27 protein-coding genes are annotated in these 23,441 nt (G+C 31.5%); 15 read left to right on the top strand and 12 right to left on the bottom strand.

Going from position 1 to position 23,441, the window contains the following annotated elements; genetic code table 11:
- Positions 1 to 10: 10 nt before the first annotated feature.
- Both atpG and HYY52_08405 read left to right on the top strand, forming a co-directional pair.
- Positions 11 to 895 (top strand): ATP synthase F1 subunit gamma, encoded by an 885-nt coding sequence (gene atpG, locus HYY52_08410; GenBank protein MBI2996707.1) that lies wholly within the window; start codon positions 11 to 13, stop codon positions 893 to 895.
- A gap of 72 nt (positions 896 to 967) precedes the next feature.
- Complete coding sequence (locus tag HYY52_08405; GenBank protein MBI2996706.1) at positions 968 to 1,228, top strand: helix-turn-helix transcriptional regulator; 261 nt, start codon at positions 968 to 970, stop codon at positions 1,226 to 1,228.
- A 96-nt stretch (positions 1,229 to 1,324) separates the two neighbouring features.
- On the opposite strand, the gene HYY52_08400 is transcribed toward HYY52_08405, so the two are convergent.
- Genes HYY52_08400 through pstC form a run of 3 tightly spaced genes read right to left on the bottom strand, consistent with a single transcriptional unit; the run spans position 1,325 to position 3,983 of the window.
- Positions 1,325 to 2,140, bottom strand: a complete 816-nt coding sequence (locus tag HYY52_08400) for a hypothetical protein (GenBank protein ID MBI2996705.1) — start codon at positions 2,138 to 2,140, stop codon at positions 1,325 to 1,327.
- Between the two features lie 60 nt (positions 2,141 to 2,200).
- The gene (gene pstA, locus HYY52_08395) at positions 2,201 to 3,115 is read right to left on the bottom strand and encodes a phosphate ABC transporter permease PstA (GenBank protein MBI2996704.1); all 915 of its coding nucleotides are present in this window, start codon (positions 3,113 to 3,115) and stop codon (positions 2,201 to 2,203) included.
- Between the two features lies 1 nt (position 3,116).
- On the bottom strand, positions 3,117 to 3,983 hold the full coding sequence (gene pstC / locus HYY52_08390; protein ID MBI2996703.1) for a phosphate ABC transporter permease subunit PstC: 867 nt from the start codon (positions 3,981 to 3,983) through the stop codon (positions 3,117 to 3,119).
- A 169-nt stretch (positions 3,984 to 4,152) separates the two neighbouring features.
- On the opposite strand from pstC, the gene HYY52_08385 reads away from it, so the two are divergent.
- Both HYY52_08385 and HYY52_08380 read left to right on the top strand, forming a co-directional pair.
- Complete coding sequence (locus HYY52_08385; protein ID MBI2996702.1) at positions 4,153 to 5,097, top strand: hypothetical protein; 945 nt, start codon at positions 4,153 to 4,155, stop codon at positions 5,095 to 5,097.
- A 138-nt stretch (positions 5,098 to 5,235) separates the two neighbouring features.
- On the top strand, positions 5,236 to 5,487 hold the full coding sequence (locus HYY52_08380) for a hypothetical protein (protein ID MBI2996701.1): 252 nt from the start codon (positions 5,236 to 5,238) through the stop codon (positions 5,485 to 5,487).
- A gap of 111 nt (positions 5,488 to 5,598) precedes the next feature.
- Here HYY52_08380 and HYY52_08375 read toward each other — a convergent pair whose 3' ends face one another.
- Entirely contained in the window at positions 5,599 to 6,723 is a 1,125-nt protein-coding gene (locus HYY52_08375; GenBank protein MBI2996700.1) for a geranylgeranyl reductase family protein, read from the bottom strand.
- A gap of 40 nt (positions 6,724 to 6,763) precedes the next feature.
- Between HYY52_08375 and HYY52_08370 the strand changes: the two genes are divergently transcribed.
- Genes HYY52_08370 through HYY52_08360 form a run of 3 tightly spaced genes read left to right on the top strand, consistent with a single transcriptional unit; the run spans position 6,764 to position 8,594 of the window.
- A complete protein-coding gene (locus HYY52_08370; GenBank protein MBI2996699.1) occupies positions 6,764 to 7,132 on the top strand; it encodes a phosphomannose isomerase type II C-terminal cupin domain in 369 nt (122 codons plus the stop codon).
- Entirely contained in the window at positions 7,129 to 7,806 is a 678-nt protein-coding gene (locus HYY52_08365; GenBank protein ID MBI2996698.1) for a class I SAM-dependent methyltransferase, read from the top strand. Before HYY52_08370 ends, HYY52_08365 begins: the two co-directional genes overlap by 4 nt.
- Positions 7,803 to 8,594, top strand: coding sequence for a peptide chain release factor N(5)-glutamine methyltransferase (locus tag HYY52_08360; protein ID MBI2996697.1), 792 nt, complete (start codon positions 7,803 to 7,805; stop codon positions 8,592 to 8,594). The genes HYY52_08365 and HYY52_08360 overlap by 4 nt, the downstream gene beginning before the upstream one ends.
- On the opposite strand, the gene HYY52_08355 is transcribed toward HYY52_08360, so the two are convergent.
- The 4 genes from HYY52_08355 to HYY52_08340 all read right to left on the bottom strand — a co-directional run bounded on the left by HYY52_08355 (position 8,584) and on the right by HYY52_08340 (position 12,473).
- Positions 8,584 to 9,060 (bottom strand): hypothetical protein, encoded by a 477-nt coding sequence (locus HYY52_08355; protein ID MBI2996696.1) that lies wholly within the window; start codon positions 9,058 to 9,060, stop codon positions 8,584 to 8,586. The genes HYY52_08360 and HYY52_08355 overlap by 11 nt on opposite strands.
- 45 nt (positions 9,061 to 9,105) lie before the next feature.
- The gene (locus tag HYY52_08350) at positions 9,106 to 9,387 is read right to left on the bottom strand and encodes a hypothetical protein (GenBank protein ID MBI2996695.1); all 282 of its coding nucleotides are present in this window, start codon (positions 9,385 to 9,387) and stop codon (positions 9,106 to 9,108) included.
- A 62-nt stretch (positions 9,388 to 9,449) separates the two neighbouring features.
- Positions 9,450 to 11,087 carry an arginine--tRNA ligase gene (locus HYY52_08345; GenBank protein ID MBI2996694.1) on the bottom strand — a complete coding sequence of 546 codons (1,638 nt, stop codon included), beginning with the start codon at positions 11,085 to 11,087 and terminating at the stop codon, positions 9,450 to 9,452.
- Positions 11,088 to 12,473: a DUF4127 family protein gene (locus HYY52_08340; protein ID MBI2996693.1), complete on the bottom strand. Its 1,386-nt coding sequence runs from the start codon at positions 12,471 to 12,473 to the stop codon at positions 11,088 to 11,090. It abuts the gene before it with no gap.
- 111 nt (positions 12,474 to 12,584) lie between these two features.
- On the opposite strand from HYY52_08340, the gene HYY52_08335 reads away from it, so the two are divergent.
- The 3 genes from HYY52_08335 (at position 12,585) to HYY52_08325 (ending at position 14,660) form a co-directional block, all read left to right on the top strand.
- Complete coding sequence (locus HYY52_08335; protein MBI2996692.1) at positions 12,585 to 13,316, top strand: thioredoxin domain-containing protein; 732 nt, start codon at positions 12,585 to 12,587, stop codon at positions 13,314 to 13,316.
- 118 nt (positions 13,317 to 13,434) lie between these two features.
- Entirely contained in the window at positions 13,435 to 14,235 is an 801-nt protein-coding gene (locus HYY52_08330; GenBank protein ID MBI2996691.1) for a hypothetical protein, read from the top strand.
- A complete protein-coding gene (locus tag HYY52_08325; GenBank protein ID MBI2996690.1) occupies positions 14,232 to 14,660 on the top strand; it encodes a thioredoxin family protein in 429 nt (142 codons plus the stop codon). The genes HYY52_08330 and HYY52_08325 overlap by 4 nt, the downstream gene beginning before the upstream one ends.
- 13 nt (positions 14,661 to 14,673) lie before the next feature.
- Here HYY52_08325 and HYY52_08320 read toward each other — a convergent pair whose 3' ends face one another.
- Positions 14,674 to 14,958 (bottom strand): SWIB/MDM2 domain-containing protein, encoded by a 285-nt coding sequence (locus tag HYY52_08320; GenBank protein ID MBI2996689.1) that lies wholly within the window; start codon positions 14,956 to 14,958, stop codon positions 14,674 to 14,676.
- Positions 14,959 to 15,096: 138 nt separating this feature from the next.
- Between HYY52_08320 and HYY52_08315 the strand changes: the two genes are divergently transcribed.
- Complete coding sequence (locus HYY52_08315; GenBank protein MBI2996688.1) at positions 15,097 to 15,516, top strand: hypothetical protein; 420 nt, start codon at positions 15,097 to 15,099, stop codon at positions 15,514 to 15,516.
- A gap of 5 nt (positions 15,517 to 15,521) precedes the next feature.
- On the opposite strand, the gene HYY52_08310 is transcribed toward HYY52_08315, so the two are convergent.
- Complete coding sequence (locus HYY52_08310) at positions 15,522 to 17,066, bottom strand: aldehyde dehydrogenase family protein (protein MBI2996687.1); 1,545 nt, start codon at positions 17,064 to 17,066, stop codon at positions 15,522 to 15,524.
- A gap of 65 nt (positions 17,067 to 17,131) precedes the next feature.
- Here HYY52_08310 and HYY52_08305 point away from each other — a divergent pair, with 65 nt between their 5' ends.
- From HYY52_08305 to HYY52_08290, 4 genes are all read left to right on the top strand, one after another.
- Positions 17,132 to 18,475, top strand: coding sequence for an adenylosuccinate lyase (locus HYY52_08305; protein MBI2996686.1), 1,344 nt, complete (start codon positions 17,132 to 17,134; stop codon positions 18,473 to 18,475).
- Complete coding sequence (locus HYY52_08300) at positions 18,462 to 20,000, top strand: alkaline phosphatase family protein (GenBank protein ID MBI2996685.1); 1,539 nt, start codon at positions 18,462 to 18,464, stop codon at positions 19,998 to 20,000. The genes HYY52_08305 and HYY52_08300 overlap by 14 nt, the downstream gene beginning before the upstream one ends.
- Before the next feature lie 77 nt (positions 20,001 to 20,077).
- Positions 20,078 to 20,401: a hypothetical protein gene (locus HYY52_08295; GenBank protein MBI2996684.1), complete on the top strand. Its 324-nt coding sequence runs from the start codon at positions 20,078 to 20,080 to the stop codon at positions 20,399 to 20,401.
- A 39-nt stretch (positions 20,402 to 20,440) separates the two neighbouring features.
- Entirely contained in the window at positions 20,441 to 21,043 is a 603-nt protein-coding gene (locus tag HYY52_08290; GenBank protein ID MBI2996683.1) for a hypothetical protein, read from the top strand.
- Here the strand turns inward: HYY52_08290 and HYY52_08285 are convergent.
- Both HYY52_08285 and HYY52_08280 read right to left on the bottom strand, forming a co-directional pair.
- The gene (locus tag HYY52_08285; protein ID MBI2996682.1) at positions 20,990 to 22,339 is read right to left on the bottom strand and encodes a glycogen/starch synthase; all 1,350 of its coding nucleotides are present in this window, start codon (positions 22,337 to 22,339) and stop codon (positions 20,990 to 20,992) included. The two genes, HYY52_08290 and HYY52_08285, sit on opposite strands and share 54 nt — an antisense overlap.
- Before the next feature lie 37 nt (positions 22,340 to 22,376).
- The gene (locus tag HYY52_08280; GenBank protein MBI2996681.1) at positions 22,377 to 23,372 is read right to left on the bottom strand and encodes a trypsin-like peptidase domain-containing protein; all 996 of its coding nucleotides are present in this window, start codon (positions 23,370 to 23,372) and stop codon (positions 22,377 to 22,379) included.
- Positions 23,373 to 23,441: the final 69 nt, after the last annotated feature.

Below are 23,441 nucleotides of genomic sequence, written 5' to 3'. Positions count from 1 at the left end.
AATATCTGATGTGCCTAATTTAAAACACATAAAAGTTCGAATAAAGTCTATTAAGAGTACTCAAAAAATTACTCAAGCAATGAAATTGGTTGCTGCAAGTAAGGTTAGAAAAGCACAAACAAGGGTTTTAAATTCAAGACCGTATACTCAAAAGGTAAGTGACTTTGCACTAAGAACAGTAAGTGCAATATCTTCTCTTGATAAGAAAGAAATACCATTAATGAATGAAAGAGAAGTAAAAGCTTTAGCAATTATTGTAATTAGCTCTGACAGAGGACTTTGTGGCAGTTACAATACAAACATAATTAAAAAAACTACTCAAAGAATTCTTGAGCTTGAACAAGCTGGTGTAAAATCAAAATTAATTCTTGTTGGAAACAAAGCAAATAATTTTTTTAGAAGAGCAAAAGTAGAAATAATAGAAAGCTTTACTCAACTTCCAGCAATTCCTTCAGTAGAACTAGCTAATTTAATTGCATCAAGTGCAGAGAATGCTTTTATAAGTAAAAACGTTGATCAAGTAGAAATCATTGGAACAGATTTTATTTCAATGTTAAGAAATCAAGTTTATGTAAAACATTTTTTACCAATTGTTGAGGAACGAACCGGCGAAGGGGTAAACCAGCAAAGAGACAATGGATTTGTCTTATTTGAACCATCATTAAATAATGTCCTAGAATATTTACTTCCTTTATATCTAAGCAACGTTATCTTTCATGCTTTGTTAGAAGCTAATTGTAGTGAGCTTGCAAGTCGTATGAATGCAATGTCAAGTGCTACAAAAAATGCAAAAGAATTAATTGATAACCTAACTATTGTCTATAACAAAGCCAGGCAGGCTGCTATTACTCAGGAGCTTACTGAAATTGTTGGTGGAGTTGAGGCACTGAGGTAAGAATTGAGAATTAAAACCTCGCAGTGGTAAACTATATATAGTTCTCAGGATTTAGAAACTATATATAGTTATATGAATTACAAAGAACAAATTAAGTTAATTCAAAAAGTTACTGGCCTAAATCAGGATGAAATAGCTAGAAGATTAGAAGTTACTTTTGCAGCTTTAAACAGATGGCTAAATGACAGAGCTGTCCCGCGTGAAAATCTTAAAAAGAAAATAAATAAACTTTATACTGAACTTACTGGTGAAGAAAGCAAAAGTGAAAATATAAAAGAAGCAAAGAAACAATTCATTAAAAAAAAGCAAAAAGAACATAAAAACATTTTATAGATTTTATAGAAGATGCAGTTTTAGAAGGTTATAGAATTGTAGAAAGAAAGCTAAATTAAAATTAGTCAGGTAATTATTTCCAACACCTGGTTTCATCTATACATAGACTTGGAGTTTATCACAAATTAGTTTGCCATTCTTTTCTGGATTTAAGAATTGAAATAAACATACAGCACCAAGTTCAGGTAAGTTATCTATCGGAGCTGGACCAATAAGAAATGGATTTGCTAAAAAATTTTCTCCTTTGGGAGTTACATTTTCAATAATAGTAATTGCTTCACGAGCTGATGCTTCGATAACTCTTGCCATTCTTTCTATTAATTTCTTATCACCTGCTTTTTGAGCTATATACCAGAGATTCCTTTTGGATTCTGCATCTAAATTGAAATTGATTTCTATCTTCTTTTTTTGGGGAGTATGAAAAGAAAAGCTCTGTAGATTTATTACAAGATTTTGGGAAGGAATTTGTAAAAATATTCCTTTCTTTCTATATCTCTGGTACATTTCAGCTCTTGATTTTTCTATATCATAAGGTGGCTCTTTAAGTGTTCTCTTATCAGCATCAATAGATGCTCCTTCAATAACTAATTCATTATTTTCCCCCACCTTGATTAAAAATAAACCCATTACATTTGCCGTAGGAGGAAGATTTGGTAACTGGGCATTTCCAATAAATGGTTCACCTTCTTTCATTAAGAAGCCAGAATTAATGTCTACATATGAAACAGCGTCACAAGCTGCTGTTCCTATTGCTTCTTCTAGCTTTTCTACTCTTTGATTAGTTCCAAGTCCTGCAGCTAATTTTAAGAGATTTTGATCTTGTTTAACTTTATCTGGAAAGTCTAATTCATATGTTCTTTTTGTAGGAACAACAGAAAATACCCTCCTAGTTAAGTTTAAGATTTTTGGCATGATAAAAATTATATCACATTACATTTACACACCTGAAATCGGGTTAAATTAATCTAGTCATTACCTCACATATTTCCTTCTATATCTTTTTGAAATTTGATTAATACAATAATTCAAGATTAAAACAAAAAGTACTAAAACCACTCCTGTTGCAAATGCTTTTGCTCTTGTGTCATAGCTTGTAGCTTGATAGTAAAGATGAACTGCTAAAGTTCTTGCTGAGTCTGGAAGAAAATAAGGATACTTGCTAGAAATAAAATCTGGCATTGCTGTAATGCTGCCACCAGTAGCTAAAATTAAAATTGCAGATTCACCAATGATCCTTCCTACACTAAGTAATATTCCAGTAAGAATACCTGGAAATGCTGATGGCAAAACTATATTAGAGATTGTCTGCCATTTATTTACACCTAAAGCTAAACTACTTTGTCTGAGAGTTTGAGGAACAGTTTTTAATGCTTCTTCAGAGGTTCTGATAATCACTGGAAGTATCATAATGGCTACAGTTAGTGCACCAGCAATTAATGAATATTCAAACTTTAAAAATATTACAAAAAATGCAAGGCCAAAAAGCCCGTAAATTATTGAAGGAATGCCTGCAAGATTTTCAATTGCAAAACGAATCGTTTTTGTAATCAGGTTTTGAGGTGCATACTCAGTAAGATAAACTGCAGTTGAAATTCCTACAGGAGCAGCTACAAGAATTGCACCAAAAACTAAATAAATTGTTCCAACTAATTGGTATAAAATCCCACCTGTGTCATGTCTGCCTCCTTCAGGAGGACTAAACAAATAATGCCAAGACAATGCATATGGCAAGCCATAATAAAAAATATAACCAATAATAAAAATTAAAACTGCAACAATAGTCCATCCTGAAAACCATAAGGCAGATAAAGCAATATTTTGCTCAGACTGAATCCTTGAAATATTCTCAGCTCTTTGCGTAATTTTTTTTTCTAGTTGTTGAGCCATTTTATACCTTACTTGCTCCATATGATTTTCTAAGTAGTAAATATGAAACCCCATTAATTAAAATAATAAAAACAAATAATATTACACCAGTTGCAAAAAGAGCTTGAAGGTGTGGGCCTGGTTCTGCATATTCAATGTCACCAATAATATTTGTGGTCAAGGTCCTTGCTAAGCTCAGTAAACCAAATAAAGTATTAGGAGAAAAATCAGGCATAGTCTGGGTATTTCCAATCACCATTTTTACTGCCATGGCTTCTCCAAATGCTCTTCCTAGTGCAAGTATCACTGCAGTAATTAGTCCTGATTTACTTGCAGGTAAAATTGCACCATAAATGGTTTGCCATTTTGTAGTGCCAAGTGCAATACTACTTTCTTTAAGTTCTTTTGGAACTGCTCTAATTGAATCTTCTGCAATGCTAATAATTGTTGGAAGGATCATTATTGAAAGAATAATTATTGCAGCCAATATGCAAAGACCTGCAACTTCAGAAAAAGTTTGTATAAGAGGAACAATAAATGTCAGGCCAAAAAGTCCATAAATTACTGATGGTATGCCTGCTAAAAGTTGAACTGCTGGTCTTATTATTCTTTGAGCTTTTAAGGGAGCAATCTCTGCTAAAAAAATTGCACACGCAATTCCAAGTGGTGCACTGACAATTATTGCTCCAAAAGTTACATAAAAAGAAGTAATAATCATTGGGAGAATACCAAAAAGTTTTAAAGTTACAGGTTCCCAATTATATCCAAACAAAAAATCTTGTAATTTAACTACTTTAAAAATTTTTAACCCGTTGTAAAAAACATAAATTGCAATTAAAAGCAATGACACCACTGCTAAAAATGCACTAACAAAAAAGAGTTGAGCCATTAAACCATTCACAAAATTAGTCCACAATCTCTTTTCCTTTTTAATAAAGTATTTATTCATATAAATAGACTATAGACTATAGACCATAGACTATAGACATTAATATATTAAATTGTTTAATTTTTATTACCGTAATAATATAATTATTGTGTCTTAAGATAAGAACTTTATGGCAACCATTGACATTTTTTCAAAAATAAATCTTCCAAGTGAAAAGGTTTTTAAATATTTCTTAAACCCAGGTGTAATTTTAAGATGCTCATCTCCATTTTTTAAAATTGAAAACTTTAACTTTAATAATACAAATATAGATTTAAATACTTATTATTCACAAAGGTGTGTTTTTTGGGACACACTACAACTTCTTTATCAGATTAAAGAAATAATCCCGAATAAAAAAATTTCTTCTAGCTTTAGTGGACTAATTAAAGGAACTCAGTCTGTGTATTTTTTAGAAGAAGAAAACAACTGTCTAATTAGAGAAAAGTTAGATCTTTCTTTATTTAACCAATTTAATCCTTCTGCTTTAGATCTTCTTTTATCTACCTTCTTTTACATTGATACTTACATTAAACACTTAAGATTAAAAAATATTTTATGCAAAGATTTTAAATTGCAAAAAAAATATCCTTTAAAAGAATGGTCAAGTATTAGGAGTTACATTGTTGTTAATGCAAGGTTAGAAGAAATGGTCTCATTACTTAGTGATGTAGATAAATTCGCACTTTGGGTATCACCATTTTTAAATATAGAAAGCTCTAAAAAAACCAAGGATAACAAGAAAGAATTTGAAGCATCATTTACTCTACTACCATTTTTGCCTTCTTTTAAGTGCATCATAGATAAAAAAGATTCAAACAAAATTTCAATTTCTTTGTCAAGTTTAATTTTAAAAGGTAAAAACATTTGGAATATTATGCCTTGTGAAAATGAATTTGTAATTGAAAATATTATTGAAGTTGATGAGCTTTTAAAATACTTTGAAATAGCTTGGTTTATTATAGGAAACACATTGGTTAAACTTGAACTAAATAACTGGAATAAAAGATTAAAAGACATTGTTGAAAAAACAAATTTAGTTAGACGCTTAGAGTTGTCATTAAAACAAGCTTAAAGTAAATTACAATTGAACTAGGCATATAAATTTTTCTCATATGTGTATTTATTGTAACCAGCAGTTACATCAGGCATAACGAATGTAACCAATGGTTACATCAAATTTAAAAGTACTTCAGTATAATATCTGGCTACTATGAATAACATCATAACTGAAGAAGAAAGATATAAAGCTGAAACATATAAGATAGTTGGCATTGCAATGCTAACTCCAATAGGCCCTGTATTTCTTACACCAATTGTTTTGTTTAAACAATTAGGTTTATTGGGCTTTATTATTTATTTATTAGTTGCATTTATCAGTTTTATTTTAGGTGGTATTATTATTGAACAAGGCCGTAAAATCTTCAATAGGGAAAGAAAAAGAGAAGCAAGAATATGGAAATAATAATTGCAATGTGTGGGTGGATAATTGCTGTGATTACATTCTTTTCAGGAATTTATTATTTATTTTTTGTTAAATGGGCTAAGCTACAAGACCGTCCAAAAGAAAAGCATACTAAGATTTAAACCGAAAAAAAGACAAAGGAACTAAATCTTTATAATCCATTTCACCGCAAAGTATTTTAGCCATTGTATTTGTTGCTGATGGACGTTTAAGTATTGTTTTGTAACAGACATCTGGAAACATATAAAGAAACCTTGACAACCTTCTTGCAATTCTCATATTTCTCCCTAACTCATTATGAATTATTTTAGTATATTTTTTTATTGCACTTGCATCTCCGCAAAGTGCCTTACTAACTGCTTCTGCTGCTTTAATACCACTAAAAATAGAAGGACGAATTCCTTCTGCTGTAAGTGGATCCACTAGACAAGCTGCTTCACCAGCTAGTAGTGCTCTTCCATTTTCAGCATGAAGTTTTTGGTTTCCATTCCATAGCAAAAGAGGATGGCCATATTGTTGTGTGGTTTTAAAATCAATGTTAAAAATGCTTGTGTACTTGCTAACAATAGTCTTAAGATCCTGATTTGCACCATTTTTAAATACACCTACTCCAAGAGAGCAGCCATCTATTTTAGGAAAATTCCACAGGTAACCATTTTTTACCATACCAAATTCAAAATGTGCTGTAAAGCTGTTTTTAATACCAACACTTGCTTCAGCTTCTATTGCACCACCTACTGTATACTTTCTGTCTTTAAACCCAAGTAAATTCGCAAGCCTTCCTTTAGCTCCATCGCAAGCAATTAAATACAAAGCTTTAATTTTATGTAAGTTTGTTTTAATAGTCCACCAGCTATCTTTAAATTCAACGTTGATTACCTCTGTCTCATCAAACAGTTTGGCACCTTTTTTTAATGCTTGAGTAATAATATAAAAATCAAAGTCATTTCTTTTTACCATCCACAAAGGTTCTTTTAATTCAAGTCCAATGTCAATAGGCTCCTCTCCACACCATGTGTAACGAAATGTTTTTACTTTTTGTAAAATAACAGGAGTAAAGTCAAAGTCAAACCATCTGGAAATAATTGGTGACACTCCACCACCACAAGGTTTATAACGTGGAAGTTTTTCTTTTTCTATAATTAAAACCTTATGACCAAGTTTAGTTAAATGATATGCTGCAGCTCCGCCACTTGGTCCTGAGCCAACAATAATGCAGTCAAAAGTTGAAGTCACAACGGTATTCTATCATGCGGTAAAATATCTAAGTATTCAAATGAACTGCCACAAGAAACAAGATATCTCACCAGCGCCTCGCCCTTGGGGTAGCTATGTTGTACTCCTTGACAGTGAATATTGCAAAGTTAAAAAACTTATAATCAATCCTAAAAAAAGATTTAGTCTTCAATACCACAATAAAAGAACAGAAACATGGACCATCATAAAAGGAAAACTTGAAATTACAATTGGGGGAAAAAAAGAAATTTATTCATATGGTCAGACAGTATCAGTTCCAGTAGGTATAAAGCATAGAATTAAAAATATTGAAGATGAGGCAGCTGAAATAATTGAAGTACAAACAGGGACTTATTTTGGAGAAGATGATATTGTACGACTTGAAGACGATTTTGGACGAGTTAAATGAAACACACTAAAATACCCGATGAAACATACTGGCGGGGGCAAAAACCAGTTGCAAAGTTAATCTTAAATAAAATTAAAAAGAACAGTAACATACTTGAAATTGGTATTGGAAAAGGTGGAGTAACAAGATACTTATTAAAAAAAGAACCTTACTTAAACATTACTGGTTTTGATATAAACAAAAAGTCCTTAAAGATAGCAAAGAATCTTTTAAAGAAGAAATGCTTAGGAAAGTTTAAGCTCTTAAAAGCAAGTCAAGATATTAATCTCACTAAAGAGTTTGGAAGAGAAAAATTTGATTTTGTAATAAGCTCAGGAGTTTTAGATTACGCAAAAGATCCCGATAAGGTAATTAAAAATGTAAAAAAAATCCTTAAATCTGGTGGGTATTTTGCATTTACTGCATTTGACAATCTAAGTTCTACTGATTACGATGGCAAAAGCCCAAAACAAATGTACACAAGTAAGGCTGGTATTAAAACATGGGGCTATAGAGATTTTTATATTAAAAAGTTTTTCAAAAAAATTCACCTCAAAGTTATTTCAATATCTTTATTTAAAAAGCTTCATACAAATACACTCACAGAACTATCTGAAAATGAAATTAAAGCCATAAGAAAAAATCTAGACAGTCCTTATGATGATCATTTTGTAATACTTGCTAAGAAAATATGAATAAAGATCTCTTAAAGAAACTAATAAATGCAGGCATAGAAGAAGCTGAAGCTAAAAAAGAAATCTCCATTCTCTATAAAGAGTTTGGGAAAGAAAATCTAAACAAAATAAAAAATATTGTTGAAGAAAGGATTAAGACTAGAACACCGCTTCAATACTTACTTGGCAAGGCATACTTCATGGATTTTGAAGTAAAAGTAAATAACCATGTTTTAATTCCAAGGCCAGAGACAGAAATATTGGTAGAAGAGACCGTTCGTAGGGGCATGCCGCGGCATGCCCTTGACATTGGTACTGGTTCAGGAATAATTGCCATTGCTCTTGCAAAATTAATTCCAAATATAAAAATTATTGCAATTGATATTAAAAAAGAAATTATTGCTCTTGCTAAAGAAAATGCCACCAAAAATAACGTCGCAGATAAAATTCAATTCAAGATTTGTGATGTGTTTTCAAAAGATACAGAGGATCTTTTTAAATCACACAAAATTGATTTAATAATTTCAAATCCACCGTATGTGAAAGAAAACGAACCGGCGAGACGGCGAGACGGCGAACCAGCGATTCAGCCAGAAATTTTACATGAACCAAAAATTGCATTATATGGATCATTAATTTATTATGAGAGGATTATCAGATTAGCACTCAGCACTCAGATGCTAGCACTTGAAATTGATCCACCTCTTGTAAATGATTTAAAATCTTTGTTAAAAAAAGAAGGATTAAATAATTTTGAGATTGTAAAAGATTACAATAATCTGGATCGTTGTTTATTTATTAAATTTTAAATCTTTCTCTAATTTTTTTTAAATCAGGATTACTTAGGCTCATTAAAATTTCTACAAGCTGTTCATTTTTAGATTTTTCTTGAAGAATTTGATTTGAAAGTTGCTCTGCAAGTTTTCTAATTTCTTTATTTTCTTGTAAAAGTTCTTTGTGGTTTTCATTTTGTTTTTCCAGAGTTTCTTTCTGTGCTTTAACTTGATAGTATTCACTGTGTAAAATGGATAATTCTTTTTCTCTTTGACCTAGTTGCCAATTAAGTTTTTGAAGCTGGGTTTCTAATGAATAAATATGTTCCTTAAGTTCAGCAACAAGTTGATTTTCTTGTTTTAATGCAATTCTTTCATCAACTAAAACTTTTAAGATTGCATGGATTTGATTTGAAATAACATCAATAGATTGAGATGATTCTGATGTTTCCCAAAGTTGTTCAAACCCTTCTAAACTTGTACTTTTTGCAACTTGCCCCATAAATTTAAAGACGATATTATCAGAAAATTGTTCTTAAACTCTAATTCAATCTAGATCATCCAAAGCAAAAGGGTTTGCCTTTGTTTCTTGTTTTTTAGATTGAGAAGTTAAATCTTGTTTAACTTGAACTTTAGCTTGTGGTACAGGAGAAGGTGTAGGAGAAGTTTTTGCAATTGGCATCTGTAAACCCATTGCGCTTGTATATGCTTGGACAGTTATAGAACATAACTTTAGCTGTTTAACATACCACATACAAAGTTCTTCCTGACATAAGACAGGAACATCTTTGTTGATACTTAAGAGTGGACAATAAGGAGTGTCAGGCATGTAATAATTCTAACACTTAATTGAGAATTGAGAATTGAAAATTGAAAATTGAAAATTGAAAATTACATTGCTTCTGGCGCGCTAATACCAAGTATTTTTAACCCGTTATTAATAGTTATCTTGACAGCTTGAACTAAACCAAGTCTTGCTTTAGTAAGGTTTATATTTTTTGATATCACGCGACATACTGTATAAAACTGATGAAAGCTGGTTGCTAAATCTTTTAGGTAATTTGCAATTCTATTAGGTGATCTGTTGACACTAGCTAGTACTACTTCCTCCGGGAAATCTAATATCTTAAGAACGATATCTTTGGTTGCATCATATTCTTGCTTTTCTGTTTTAAAAAGGTTTAATAATAATTCTGGAACAAAATCCAACTCACTAATTGTTAGCTTTAAATCCTTTAACTGTCTAAAAACACTACAGCACCTTGCGTGTGCATACTGAACGTAATAAACAGGATTGTCTTTATCTTGTTTTTTTGCAAGATCAATATTAAAAATCATTCTGTTATTTGGATGTGTTTCTACTAAAAAATACCTAAAAGCATCAAGACCAACTTCATCTAAAACTTCTTTAATGGTAACCACTGTGCCAGCTCTTTTTGACATCTTTACTTCTTTACCTTCTTGTTTAAGACTAACCATTTGTACAAAAACAATTTCTAATTTATTCTCATCATAGCCTAAAGCTTTTAGACCTCCTTTTAGGCTAATTTCCTGACCATGATGATCAGCTCCCCAAATTGTAATTAACCTATCATAGCCACGTTTAAACTTATCAATATGATATGCAATATCGCTAGTTAAATATGTTGGTCTCTTATCTGACCGTATTAAAACTCTATCTCTAACATCACCAAAATCTTTTGCTTTAAACCAGATTGCATCTTCATGCTCATATGTATAATTTTTTTCTTTTAGCTTTTTTAATGTCTCTTCAACTGCTTTGCTTTCATGTAAAACTGCTTCACTAAACCACCTTTCAAAGTTTACCTTACATGATGCTAATAATTCTTTCTGGGATTTTAATATCAAGTCCTTTACCATTTGTCCAATTTGTAGAGGCGAGGCAATCTCGCCTCTACAACAATTTTCTACATAAGGTAGAATCCCTTCTTCTGGATAAAAATCTTCTTTCCATTCAACATGTTCACCTTTTAATTTTCTGTAAACTGCAAAGCATGTATATGAAAAGTTTGCAATCTGTTCACCATAGTCATTTATGTAAAACTCATTAGAAATCTCATGGCCACTTGCTTCCAAAAGATTAGCTAGACTACTACCAATAACTGCTTGTCTGCCATGACCAATATGCAAATCACCTGTTGGGTTAGCTGAAACATATTCAATCAATATTTTTTCTTTTAACTTTTTCTTGGAATATCCAAAATCATTTTTTATCTTAAGGACTTCAGCCAATGATTCAGCTAACGCATTGTCTCCAACAAAAAAATTTATAAATCCAGGTTTTGCTACTTCGATATTTGCTATTAAGTTTTTATCTTGCTTGATTTTTCTCCTGATTTCATTTGCAATTTCAAGAGGACTTCTTTTTTGTTCTTTAGCAAGTATCATAGCTATATTAGTTGCAACATCACCATGTTCTTTTTGTTTTGTTCGTTCAATAATAATATCTTTTGCCAGACTATTTAGGGCTTTTTTAATTTCAGCTTGTATTTTTTGTTTGTAGGACATTTAAATTATAATTTCTACTTCAAACGATCTATTCCAAGGTAGACTACCTTTAACATTTATATCATTAAGGTCAAGAAGTTTTGAAAAAGTTTTAACATGAGATTTTATCCTATCATTTAACTCTATCTCGTTAATATTTTTGTGTCTTATTTGAGCCTGATATGCATAATCATCTAAAAATCTCACAAGCAAACATTTCTTAAAAGCTTTTTCATTAAACACATTTCTTTTTTCAGCAACCCACCTATTTACACCAATTGCTAAAGCGGTACCTATACTGTTAGAAGCTGTATTCCATCCAGCATAACCATAACATTTTGTCCAATTAACTTTTGAATTCGTTAGGGATTGGATTAGTTTTGGATCAGAACCATTTGCATATGCTAAATCAGTTACAACAAATGGATTTTTAATTTCTTCTAATGTTTTTTTAAAATTTTCTACATTTTTACTTATATCTTTTGGCTCATTATGAAAAACATGATCACCTTGTATTGAGTCAGAACAATGTACAAAAATAATTAAATCTGAATTACCAGAATCTTTAATTTCAAGTCCTAGAGTTTCAACTTGATTTAGTACTGAAGCATAAATTGAATTTGATTCATACTTAGCTAATTGATTTTTTCCCTCTTCGCTGTCAAAGTAAAGAGAAACAGTTGGCTTAATTTTATAGTGATCCAAAACAGCTTTAGTTAGTAAAACAAGTGGAATCTCATCAGTTCCAGAAATAACCTTTGCAATTTGAGAGAACTTATGGCTTTCAATTTGTTTCTTTATATACTCTGCTTCAATAACATTAATCCCATGTTGAGATGAATCATCACAAGAAAAAACTAAATATTTAAAACAATCTTCATGCAAGGACTCTAACCACAATAAGTTAATTGAAAAATTTTTATTCCTATGTGCTTTATAATCTGCAAGAATTTCGGGAGGAATTAACTCAAATGCACCTTGAAATATCTTTTCACCATATTCTTTCCAATAATCTTTCTCTTCTTCATCGCTATTGTAATTTGATATTCGCATTATTGAAGAGAATCCGTACACCGTAGAGACATGCCGTGGCATGTCTCTACAGTAATTTTTAAATAAATTAACACGCTTTTCTAATTCCTCTGATTTAAATGAATGCTTTCTGCTTTGAATTAATCCACCATAGACAAAATTGTCCAGAGAAATAATTAATGTACCAATATCATTTAATTCTTTTAACCAGTTTTCAATGTATTTTAAATCAGAACCATTTTTTAAACCACCAAGAAATCTTCTTTCTGGTAAAATCAAATCAATCCCTGAAAAGTCTGCAACTTGTTTTGGCAATAAATACGACACTGGACGATTATCCAGAGGAAGTAATGCAAAAGAGTTTTTTTCTATCATAGTATGATTATATGATCAATGTAGAGGAGAACAATTAGAAAAACGGATCATGCGTTAAAATAGAAGAAAGTTCAGACTTGTTTTGTATTGTATAAATAAAAGGAGAGAGAAATGAAAAAAATCTTATCAATAATAATGGCATTAGCATTATTTGCACCATATGCTTTTGCTGAAGAAAATAGTTTTGAAAGTTTAGTTCTGGATATTATTAAGAAAAATCCACAAATAATAAAAGAAGCTCTTGAGAAGTATGAGAAGGAAGCTGCAGAAAAACAAAAAGAAGAAGAATTTAAAAAACTATTAGCAGACAGAGCTGAAGTTGAAATAGGTGAGTCACCAGTTAAAGGTGAGAAGAAAGCAGATTACACAGTAATTGCATTTTCTGATTTTCAATGTCCGTTTTGCAAGCGAGGTGATGACACAATAAAAGAACTTCAAAAGAAGTATGATAAAAAGCTAAAGTATGTTTTCAAGCATTTCCCGCTAGGTTTCCATCCAGAAGCAATGCCAGCAGCAAAAGCAGCTTGGGCAGCAGGAAAACAAGGAAAGTTTTTTGAATATCATGACAAGCTCTTTGAAAATCAAGGTAAACTTGGCGAAGAGCTTTATGTACAAATTGCAAAAGACATTGGTTTAAATATTGACAAATTTAATAAAGATAGAGTTAGTGAAGATGCTGACAAAGGAATCAAGGGGGATATAAAGCAAGCAGAATCTGTTGGGATTCAAGGTACACCTGGATTCTTGTTAAATGGTATAAAAATATTTGGAGCCTATCCTCTGGATCATTTTGAAAAGGTCATTTCTCAGTTAGAACTAGAAAAAGCTACTGCTCAAAAATAAATAAAGCTTTACTTAATAAGAAAGTCTTTGCATTATGCCATAGATAGTGCTAGCCCTTAATCTTGATAATCTATACTTAACTTAATTATAGTAAAAAAGAGAGAAATAAGGATAAATAATGAGACTAAAGAAAAAAATCATAGTCTTAATTTCTGTAGCATTATTTTTAATTAATGGCCTATTTCAACTACCGTTGAAAGCTTATAGTTTTGAAAACCCACTGGTAGTAAAAATTTCAACTGACTGGTGTTTTGCTTGTAAAATCCTAGAACCTACTTTTGAAGAATTAAAAAGTCAGTATGGTGACAGAGTAACATTTGTAACTTTAAACTTAACCAATGAAGAAAGTAAAAAAGAAGCAGGATTAATTGCATCATATTATGGCATAAGTCAATTTTTAAATGAAAACTCATATGCATTCCCACGTGTTGCAATCTTTTGCTCTACTAGCATAGTTCCTGAATTTAATATACTTGGTGCAAATAAAAAAGAAACTTACACACAGTCAATTGATCAATTATTAAATACTACTACTTGTAACCTTTCTGGGAGACCACCAGTTACAGCACAAGGACCAGATAGACCACAAGGAGATAGACCAAACGAACCACAGTTCCCTGAAGTCATAGGAAGCAGGCCAGGAGAACCAAATTTCCTTGACAGACCAAATGAAATAATTAATTCAGGTCGTCCTCCAGAACTTAGCTTTTGGCCTATTGGTCAGATAATACCGCTGTATGCTTACTACCAATACTTACTTTTGCCAAAATGTGGTGGTTATTCAGATGTTGTTTGCAGCAAAAACACAACTAACACAAATAACCAAAACTTGAACAATAATGATAATTCTAACAATGCTCCTGTCTATAAGCCCTGGACACCAAATGCAACAAGGGATGAAAAAGGACTTCACTTATGAAAAAGGCATTTTTATCCTTGATATTAATCATAGTGGTTAACTTTGTAACCATGCAAGTTTTTTCTGCACAAGTTACATTGAATAACAAGAAATTGTTAGTAGCAACAGTTACTGCGGAGTCATGTGAAACCTGCAAACGTTTAAAACCTGTTCTTGAAGAACTAAAACAAAAATATGATGATCAAGTAGAGTTTATTACCCTGGATGTTTCTTCAAAAAGCTCGCTGGAAGACTCAAGACAAATTGCTGAAGAGTACAACATTACTGACTTTTTTAATAAAAGTAAAAATGCAGTTCCTCAAGTTGGTATTCTTTGCCCTGATGGAAAGATTGAGAAGTCTTTTGTTGGTGAAACAAACGAAGCTACTTATGAAAAAGCTTTAAACGAACTTTTAATAGACACCAATAAAATTTGTACACTATGAAGCAAGAAAAAATTTAACTTACATGTTGAGCAACTAATTTTGTCATCTCAAACATGCTGACCTGGCTTTTGCCATTAAAGATTGGTTTTAATTTTTCATCAGCGTCAATCTTTCTTTTGTCTTTTTTGTTTTGAAGATTATTCTTTTTAATATATGACCACAATCTTTTTGTTATCTCAGTTCTTGGAAGTGGTTTTTCCCCAACAACTTCTGCTAACACAGTATCTGGTTGAAGAGGTTTCATAAATGCTGCATTAGGTTTTCTTGAGTTTTTCTTTACTGTTTTCTTTGTTGCCATGTTAGTATATCTCCTTTTAGCTTTCCTATTCCTGATATGAGATTATATCCTATTTTTAACCTTTTCATAACTAGCATAAGATAGATTGACTACGAGCTTAAAGAGTTGGTATATCTCTTCTCTTGAAAGGATAAAATAATGTATAGCAGTAGGAGCAGTCCAGAAGTTGCCTTTCTCCAAAATATAATACGAAGCAAGAGAGAAATAAAATTTGGGCTTGACAAGCAGCTATTTGATACAAGAATTGCCTTAGATTTTGTTCGAAGGGCAGTTGAAGTAGGTGTTCCAGCTGCAAAAGAAGAGTTTATCATACCAGATGATCCAGATACTAAAATTAATGAGGCTAGAACTGAAGAACAACTTCTAGCAATTCTTAATCGTGTCTATGGCGTAAATGACTTTAACGACTTACAAAGTGTAAATCTTTCTGAAGAAGAACGAGAAGCTAAAGACAAGATGAAGAGAATTATTGTCTTTGGATTTATGATTAAGTCTGACATAAGATATTTAAGTAGCCAAATACAAACAATTTCAAATACACGAATGGTTGATATATAACAACCCTATTTTAAGAAATTTATCAAGGTTTCAAAAGTAGCTTTTGCTTTATCCTTTATACTAGATCTGAAAATTACCTCTACTAAATCAGAGTATGATTTTGCTTTTCCTTTGTAAGGATACCACCAATAACTTTTTGGTCTAACCATTGGTATGTAGCCTTGATCTATATTTATATGTTTTGATCTTACAAAATCATAAATGGAAGATCCTCCGTATCCACTTTCTTTATATCCCTGCCATGGACAAGCAGGATTGGCCTGTAAGAATAAAGAATCATTCACCCAGACTGTTCCACAATTTAAACTTGCAAGAAGATTCTTTATATTTCCTGTTTCATTTGTCCAAACACTTGCTGCTAAACCATATTTTGTATCATTTGCAAGATGAAGAGCTTCTTCCTTTGAATTAAATTTCATAATAGGGATTACAGGTCCAAATGTTTCTTCTGCCATTACTTTCATTGAATGGTTTACATGAGTTAAAATTGTTGGTTCAAGAAAGAATCCATTTCTATTAATTCTTTTTCCACCAAGTTGAAGCTTAGCTCCTTTATTTAAAGCATCAGTTACATGATCTTCAATCTTTTCTAATTGTTCTTGATTTATAAGTGGACCAACATCTGTTTCTTCATCCATTCCATTTCCAACTTTTAATCCTTTTGCCATTAAAGTTATTTTGTTAATAAACTCATCATATATATCTGACTCTACATAAACTCTTTCAATTGATGCACAAGCTTGGCCACAATTTGAAAGTGCACCCCAAAGAACTCCACCACATGCATAATCTACATTACAGCTTTTAAAAATAATTGCTGGATCCTTGCCACCAAGTTCAAGGCTTACTGGCAATAAATTCCTTGCTGCATGCTCTGCAATTTTTCTACCTGCTTCAACTGAGCCTGTAAAAATTATTTTGTCTATGTTGCTATTAATTAAAATTTCTGCTTCTTGTACTGTACCATAAATTACATTTGCAACTCCAGATGGTAAATCTGTTTTTAAAAACAGCTCTTCAATTAATTTACCAATAGCTGACACTGTGCTTGAAGGTTTAAAAACAAATGTGTTTCCAGTTAAAAGTGCTTTTGTAATTGCTGAGAGTGGTAAATAAAAAGGATAGTTCCATGGCTCAATGATAGCCATTACACCAAGAGACTCATAAGAAATAAAACTTTTTTTTGTTGGATATAAAGGTCCAAGAGAAATATTTTTATTACTTAATAATTCTGCTCCCTGTTTTATAAAATACTCCATAACCTGAAGTACTGATGCTATTTCAGTAAGGTAAGATTCTGTTAGTGGTTTACCATTATTTTTTGTAATTGTAGTTGCTATATTTCTTCTGTCATCAATTATTAGATCATAGGTTTTAGATAAATAAGTAATTCTCTTCTCTATACTTAAGCTACTCCAAAGTGGAAATGCATCTTTTGCAGCTCTAACTTTTTCCTTAATCTCTGACTCACTGGAAATCTTAACTGTAGAGACTTCTTCACCAGTTGCTGGATTAATAACTACAATTGAGCCTTCTTTTGTTAACAGCATAAGTACATTGTAAAATATAACCTTGTGCTTGATTAGTAAGATACTACAAAAAGAAAGTAGTTAACTTGATAGATCGATATACACGGCCAGAATCAGCTAATATCTGGTCGGAAGAAAACAAATACAAAATTTGGCTTCAGGTAGAGATAGCTGCAGTTGAAGCATTATCTGAACTAAAACTAATACCAAAAGATGCTGTTTTAGTAATTAAAGAAAAAGCAAAGTTTGACATAAAAAGAATTCATGAAATTGATAAAGAAGTTCATCACGATGTAATTGCATTCCTCACTTGCTTAAATGAATCTATAGGTCCTAATGGAAGATTTTTACATCTTGGCATGACAAGTGCTGATCTTGTAGACACTTCTTGTGCAATTCTTTTAAAACAAGCAGGTGAAAAAATTCTTGAAGGACTAGATAAATTTTTAAACACTTTAAAAAACAAAGCGATTGAGTATAAAAACACAATTTGTATTGGTAGAACGCATGGGGTTCATGCTGAACCAACTACATTTGGATTAAAACTACTTAGCTTTTGGGAAGAGTTAAACAGAGCAAGAATGAGATTTAAATATGTTGTAGAAAATGAAATTAATGTTGGAATGTTTTCAGGAGCTGTTGGAACTTATGCAAATATTGATCCAAGAGTAGAAGAAATAGCTACAAAAAAGCTTGGATTAAAGCAACTCTCAATCTCTACTCAAGTTATTGGAAGAGATAGATATGCTCTTTACATAGGAGAGTTAGCACTTATTGCAACTCTAATTGAAAAAATTGCAATTGAAATAAGACACCTACAAAGAACTGAAGTTCTTGAGGTAGAAGAACCTTTTTACCTAAATCAAAAAGGCAGTTCAGCTATGCCTCATAAAAGAAATCCATGGCGATCTGAAAACTTATGTGGTTTAGCAAGACTTGTTAGATCATATTTGCTTGCAGGGATGGAAAATATTCCTCTTTGGCATGAAAGGGACATTAGCCATAGTTCAGTCGAAAGAATAATCTTACCTGACGCAACTATAATTGTAGATTTTATGCTTTATAGAGTTAATGAAATTATTTCTGACTTAAATGTTTATCCTGAAAATATGGAAGAAAATATGTTTAAGTTTGGTGGTGTAGTTTTTTCACAAAGTGTTTTACTTAAATTTATTGAGAAAGGTTTAGATAGAGAAATAGCTTACAAAATAGTACAAAGAAATGCTCATGCTGCATGGAATAAAAAAGATGGTAATTTTAAAAAAAATCTTTTAAGTGATAAAGAAGTTGTAAAATATCTTCCTGAAAAAGAAATAGAAGATTGTTTTAATCCAAGTCATCATCTTAAGCATGTTGATACTGTGTTTATAAAGGTTTTAGGAAAAGAGTTAAATTTCAGCAACAAGGAGTTAGTGAGTGAAACCACCTAAAGTTTTAGTTGTTAGCTTTGATGGTGGAGTCTGGTCAAACCTTTTACCGCTTGCAAAAAGTGGCATAATGCCTAATCTTGCAAAGTTACTTGAAGAAAGCAAACATGGAAACTTGGAATCTACTATGCCTCCACTTACACCACCAGCCTGGAGTGCATTTATGACAGGATGTAATCCTGGCAAGAGTGGGATTTTCGATTTTTATCAATATCAAGAAGGCTCATATAAACCCGTACTAACTTCAAGCGAAAATATACAGGTAGCTACCTTGTGGAAGATACTTTCAGACAATGGTTTAAGAGTTGGTGTAATAGATGTTCCAATGAATTATCCACCACCTGTTGTAAACGGCTTTATTATTTCTGGATGGGAAAGGCCAAGCAATAAGAAAGTTTTTACTTATCCTCCTGAACTAGGACTAAAGCTAATTGAAAAGTTTGGAGATTACCCAATATGCTTAAGAACATTTGACAAACAAGGAACAAAAGACATTGACTTTTTAAATAGTTTAATTGACATTACTACAAAAGTTGGTGATGCTGCCCTTTGGCTACTAGAAACAGAACCTACTGATTTTTTTATGGTTCATTTTCAGGCTACTGATATTATTCAGCATAGTTTTTGGGATCAAATTTCAACACTTGATTTCAACTCAGAAGATCTTGTAACAAAAAAGATTTGGGAATTTTATAAAAATCTAGATAAATATTTAGGGCTTCTAAAAAATAAAAGAGACAAAAATACTAACTTCTTTCTTCTAAGCGACCATGGTTTTGGCCCAGTTAAAAGGCGCATGGCTACAAATGTTTGGCTTATGGAAAATGGTTATTTAAAGCTTAAGCAAGATATTGGCACCAAGCTAAGAACAAGTGTTAAAAGTACTGCTATTAAAATGGTAAACAAAGTAGATGCACTTGCAAGATTAAAAAACAGAATTAAAAGAAAAAGTGAAGAAGAACTAGAACAAAGAATAATTGTTCCAAGAACAATGTATGATCCAATTAATTATACAGAGACAAGAGCATTTAGTTCTATTGGAACTGTATATGGAACTATTCAGCTTAATTTAATTGGGAGAGAACCAAATGGAATTGTACCTGAAAAAGAGTCAGAAAGTTTAAAAGATGAAATTATTCAAAAATTAATTAATGTTCGGGATCCAATATCAGGGGAAAGCTTCATTAAAGTCATTCATAGGAAAGAAGAAATATTCAATGGTGCCTCACTAAATAAAATCCCTGACTTAATAATTATTCCAAATCCAGGATTTTATTTATTTATTGGTACAGGGGAAAAAGAACTTTTTTGTGAGGCACACTATTTATCCCATGGCAATCATGTTAAAGATGGGATTGTTGTAGCCTGTGGATCATGTACTAGTAAAATTGACCTATCTTGTGCAAAGATTACTGATATATTACCAACTGTTATGGATATTTTTAACTTAAAACCTATAAACAACATTGATGGTAAAAGTCTCTTTTTCTCGAACGTTAAGAAAAATTTAATCTTAAATTTGAATTAAGCATTGACAAAGAATTGGTTAAGAGAATATAGTTGAATTATAATGGTTTTTTAATAAGTTAAAAAGGATTAGAGTAAGTGAATCCATTTATAAATCAAGTAGCATCAAAAGACACAATAGAGTTAATGTCAAAATTCTTTGAGGCTGCAAGTCATGCAGTAAAAAAATCAAATTATGATCCTGGAATTTTAGAAGCATTTGATTTAATCCAAGCCATTTCTTGTTACAGATATTTCCCAACTGTTGATAGTTGCATTGAAGCCTTTCCAACTCTTTTGCCAGATAAACACAAAGTTGAATATATATGGGAACAGTTTGGGAAGCTAACAGCAAAACAATTAAGCGATGTTTACATTGCATCGTTAATTAAATTAGATTTTAGTGAAGTTATTTCATATTAAAGAAACACTATCTTTATTAAGTACGTCTTATCTTTAATTATGCCTATTAGTGAACCACCAAGTTTAACACCTGAGCAAAAAAAGAAAATAGAACAAAACTTGGTTAATATTTTTAAGGACATTTGTTTTAATAGCACAAATATTTTAAAAGCAAAAGATGAGTCAGATCATATTTCAGAAGAAATTAAAAACTTTATTTTAAGTTATGCAGAAAGTGGTGAGCAAGTAAATGAGGTTGATTTATTAGTAAGAGCAAAGGAAAAAGGATTAGAACTTGTAGAAAATCATGATCTTGTATTTTTTGATGAAGGCATAGATCAAGCTCTTACAATGAGAGCTTTTTTAATCCCTGGTTTAAAGGTTGATTTTACTGAAGAAAATGCTAGTGAAAAAATTACTGAACATGATCTCCAAGCAATTGATCATGAATTATGTGTAAGCTTTAAAACAAGTGAAACCAATCAATTTACAAAATTAGGGAATTTATTAGATATAAGGGCAAACCTTGCTAAAGCATTAAATCAAAAATCCAAGGATGATAAAGAAGTAATTAATCTAATTAAGCAAAATGAAATATTTAAAACATGCTTAAACAATGTCTTTAACTCTGCTTCCGGAATAATAAGTGGTAGCGAAGGGTAAACTTTTTTCATAGCACTTTATATATTCTTGAGCCATTTTTTGAGTAGACACTTCAAAACTCATTGCTTGTTTTACTAACTTAGTCCACCTTTCTTTATTCTTATAATACTTAATTGCTATATTTATAGCTTCGACAAGGCAATCTTGACTATAGTCGTGAAAAAGAATTCCATTATCTAGAATCATATCTTTTACTGCACCTTTTCTATAACAAATTGGAACGCTTCCATACCTCATAGCAATAGCAACAGACATACCACTTGGCTGGTATTTGTCAGGGCTTAGAAAAAAATCTGATCCGGCCAATAGTTTTTTTGAAAGGGCAAAATCATAATCAAAACACGTTTTTACATTTTTAGATCTGTTTGTAATCTTTTCCATTTCATGCTCGTAAGATTTATTTTTTCTTCCAATTATTAGAAATTGAGCTTTTAAATTTACAATTTCTGGCAAAGCATTTAAAAAAATATCAAATTCGTTTTCATTTAAAAGTGGTGTATGCATACCAAAAAGTGGAATATCTATGTTTTTTTCTAGCTCACAATGTCCAAGTAAATCTTCCTTACATTTTCTTTTTCCGCTAGAAAAATAATCCTTTGAATATGTTTGAGCAATGAAATTATCTTTTTCAGGATTATAAAAATCTGTATCATAAGCACTTTCTATGTCAATAAAACTTTCTTTCTTTTGAATTAAAAGTTCGTTGTCTTCTAGTATGTCTTTTAAAAAAGCCTTAGAGGCAATAGTTGTAATGTTAGAGTGCAGAATTGCATCGTTTGTTGCCTTGATTAAACTATTACTTAAACCATAGATATCATGAATTGTAAAAACAACACCGGCCTTTCTTAAAGAAGTATGCTCTTTAGCAACATAAGAAGTAAGAGGATTAATGATGTGAATTACATGAGGCTCAAACTTCAATTCTGAAATAACTTCAAGAGATGCCATAGAAAAGAAGTTAAACCTTTCTTCATCTACATTTCCTCCCAGATAAATTTCTTTTGAGTTACTAAAGTAGTTTTGGCTTTCAATTAAAAACACCCCGATTAATGAATTAGGTAAAATTCCTTTATAAACAAATGCTTGGGTAGTAAAAGTAGGTATTTTTAACTTAAACTCAAAGGGCAATCTTTCAATATGACAGATTACTGGATCAATGCAACCATAACGTGGAATAAAAACTTTTACATTATGTCCTTCTCTTTCAACAGCCCTTGCTAGTGAAGTTACAAAATCACCAACTTCACTTAATCTTGCAAAATGTTCACATTCAGGTGTAATAAAAATTACATTCATACCTTAGAAATAAATTGTACATCAAAGCTAAAAGATCTTAATGCTTCAGTGGTATTAATTTACTTGGCACATAACCTAATATTGGTCCTGTCACTGCAGGATTTCCATGGACAGGTAGAGGAAACATAAAACGCTCTAGTTGAGCTAAACTTTCTTCCCTCCAGGCTTGTCTTTCATCAGGATCTAAAGCTTTATAACCCAGAGGTTCTAAGAATCTTTTAACAAAGGTGATTGGAAGTACCTGGGCTTGGCCAACACCTACGTTTGAGTGTAGTACTCCTATTAATTCTGGGATTACTTCACCAGTTTCCTTATCTTTTCTTAAGACTACAGCACCAGCTCCAGAATTTCCTCCTGGGAATATTCCATATAGTTGAATGTTTGGGTAATAGTACCACTTAGTTAATCTATTTAAATGTGAAATCCTAAATGGTACTAAAGTATCTTTTAAACCTTGTCCATTTCCAATTAGAAATCCTCTTTCACCAACTTTTAAAGGGTGTTTAATTAAGTTCCTCATTTTAATGGGTGGTAAATGGTTTCCACTTGGATCTAATACTGCTAAGTCATAGTGTTTATCAAAACCTAAAACTGGCGCAAGAAATTGTTCACTTTTACCAAAGTCACTTCCGTCATAAGGTCTAATCCCAAACATACCATCTTCTTGTAGAGCATTACTAACTTGTACTGTAGAACCATCTAAATTTTTAAGAGTAACATCACTTACTACATGTTCAACAGAAAGCAAGAGCATTTTATCATTTCCTTCTTTATCCTTAACAGAAATGCATGAATAAGATCCTTGCCCAAATTGTCCTATAACTGCACCTGTTGATGGTGCAAATTTATTAATTGCTTCTACTTCTTCTTCATAAGTTATTGCTGAATCTTTTTTAAGTTCTTTTATTAAGGGAGTCTGCGCATGAGCAATATTAGATGGGATTGTTGTTTCATCTCCAAGAAATCCAGCTCCAGCTAAGGTTCCTAGTACACCTATGAACTTAACTAAAGGGCTTGTTCTCTGTACATTCATACAGCAACTTTCATAAGGCTTTCACCTTGTTTAAACTTTCCTATTCTAAAGATTACTCTTATTCTATCG

It is taken from the genome of Candidatus Melainabacteria bacterium (assembly GCA_016193285.1).
In the GTDB taxonomy this organism is placed as follows: domain Bacteria; phylum Cyanobacteriota; class Vampirovibrionia; order 2-02-FULL-35-15; family 2-02-FULL-35-15; genus JACPSL01.
The sequence above is the reverse complement of the archived record's forward strand: the minus strand, read 5'-3'. Positions and strand labels throughout refer to the sequence as shown.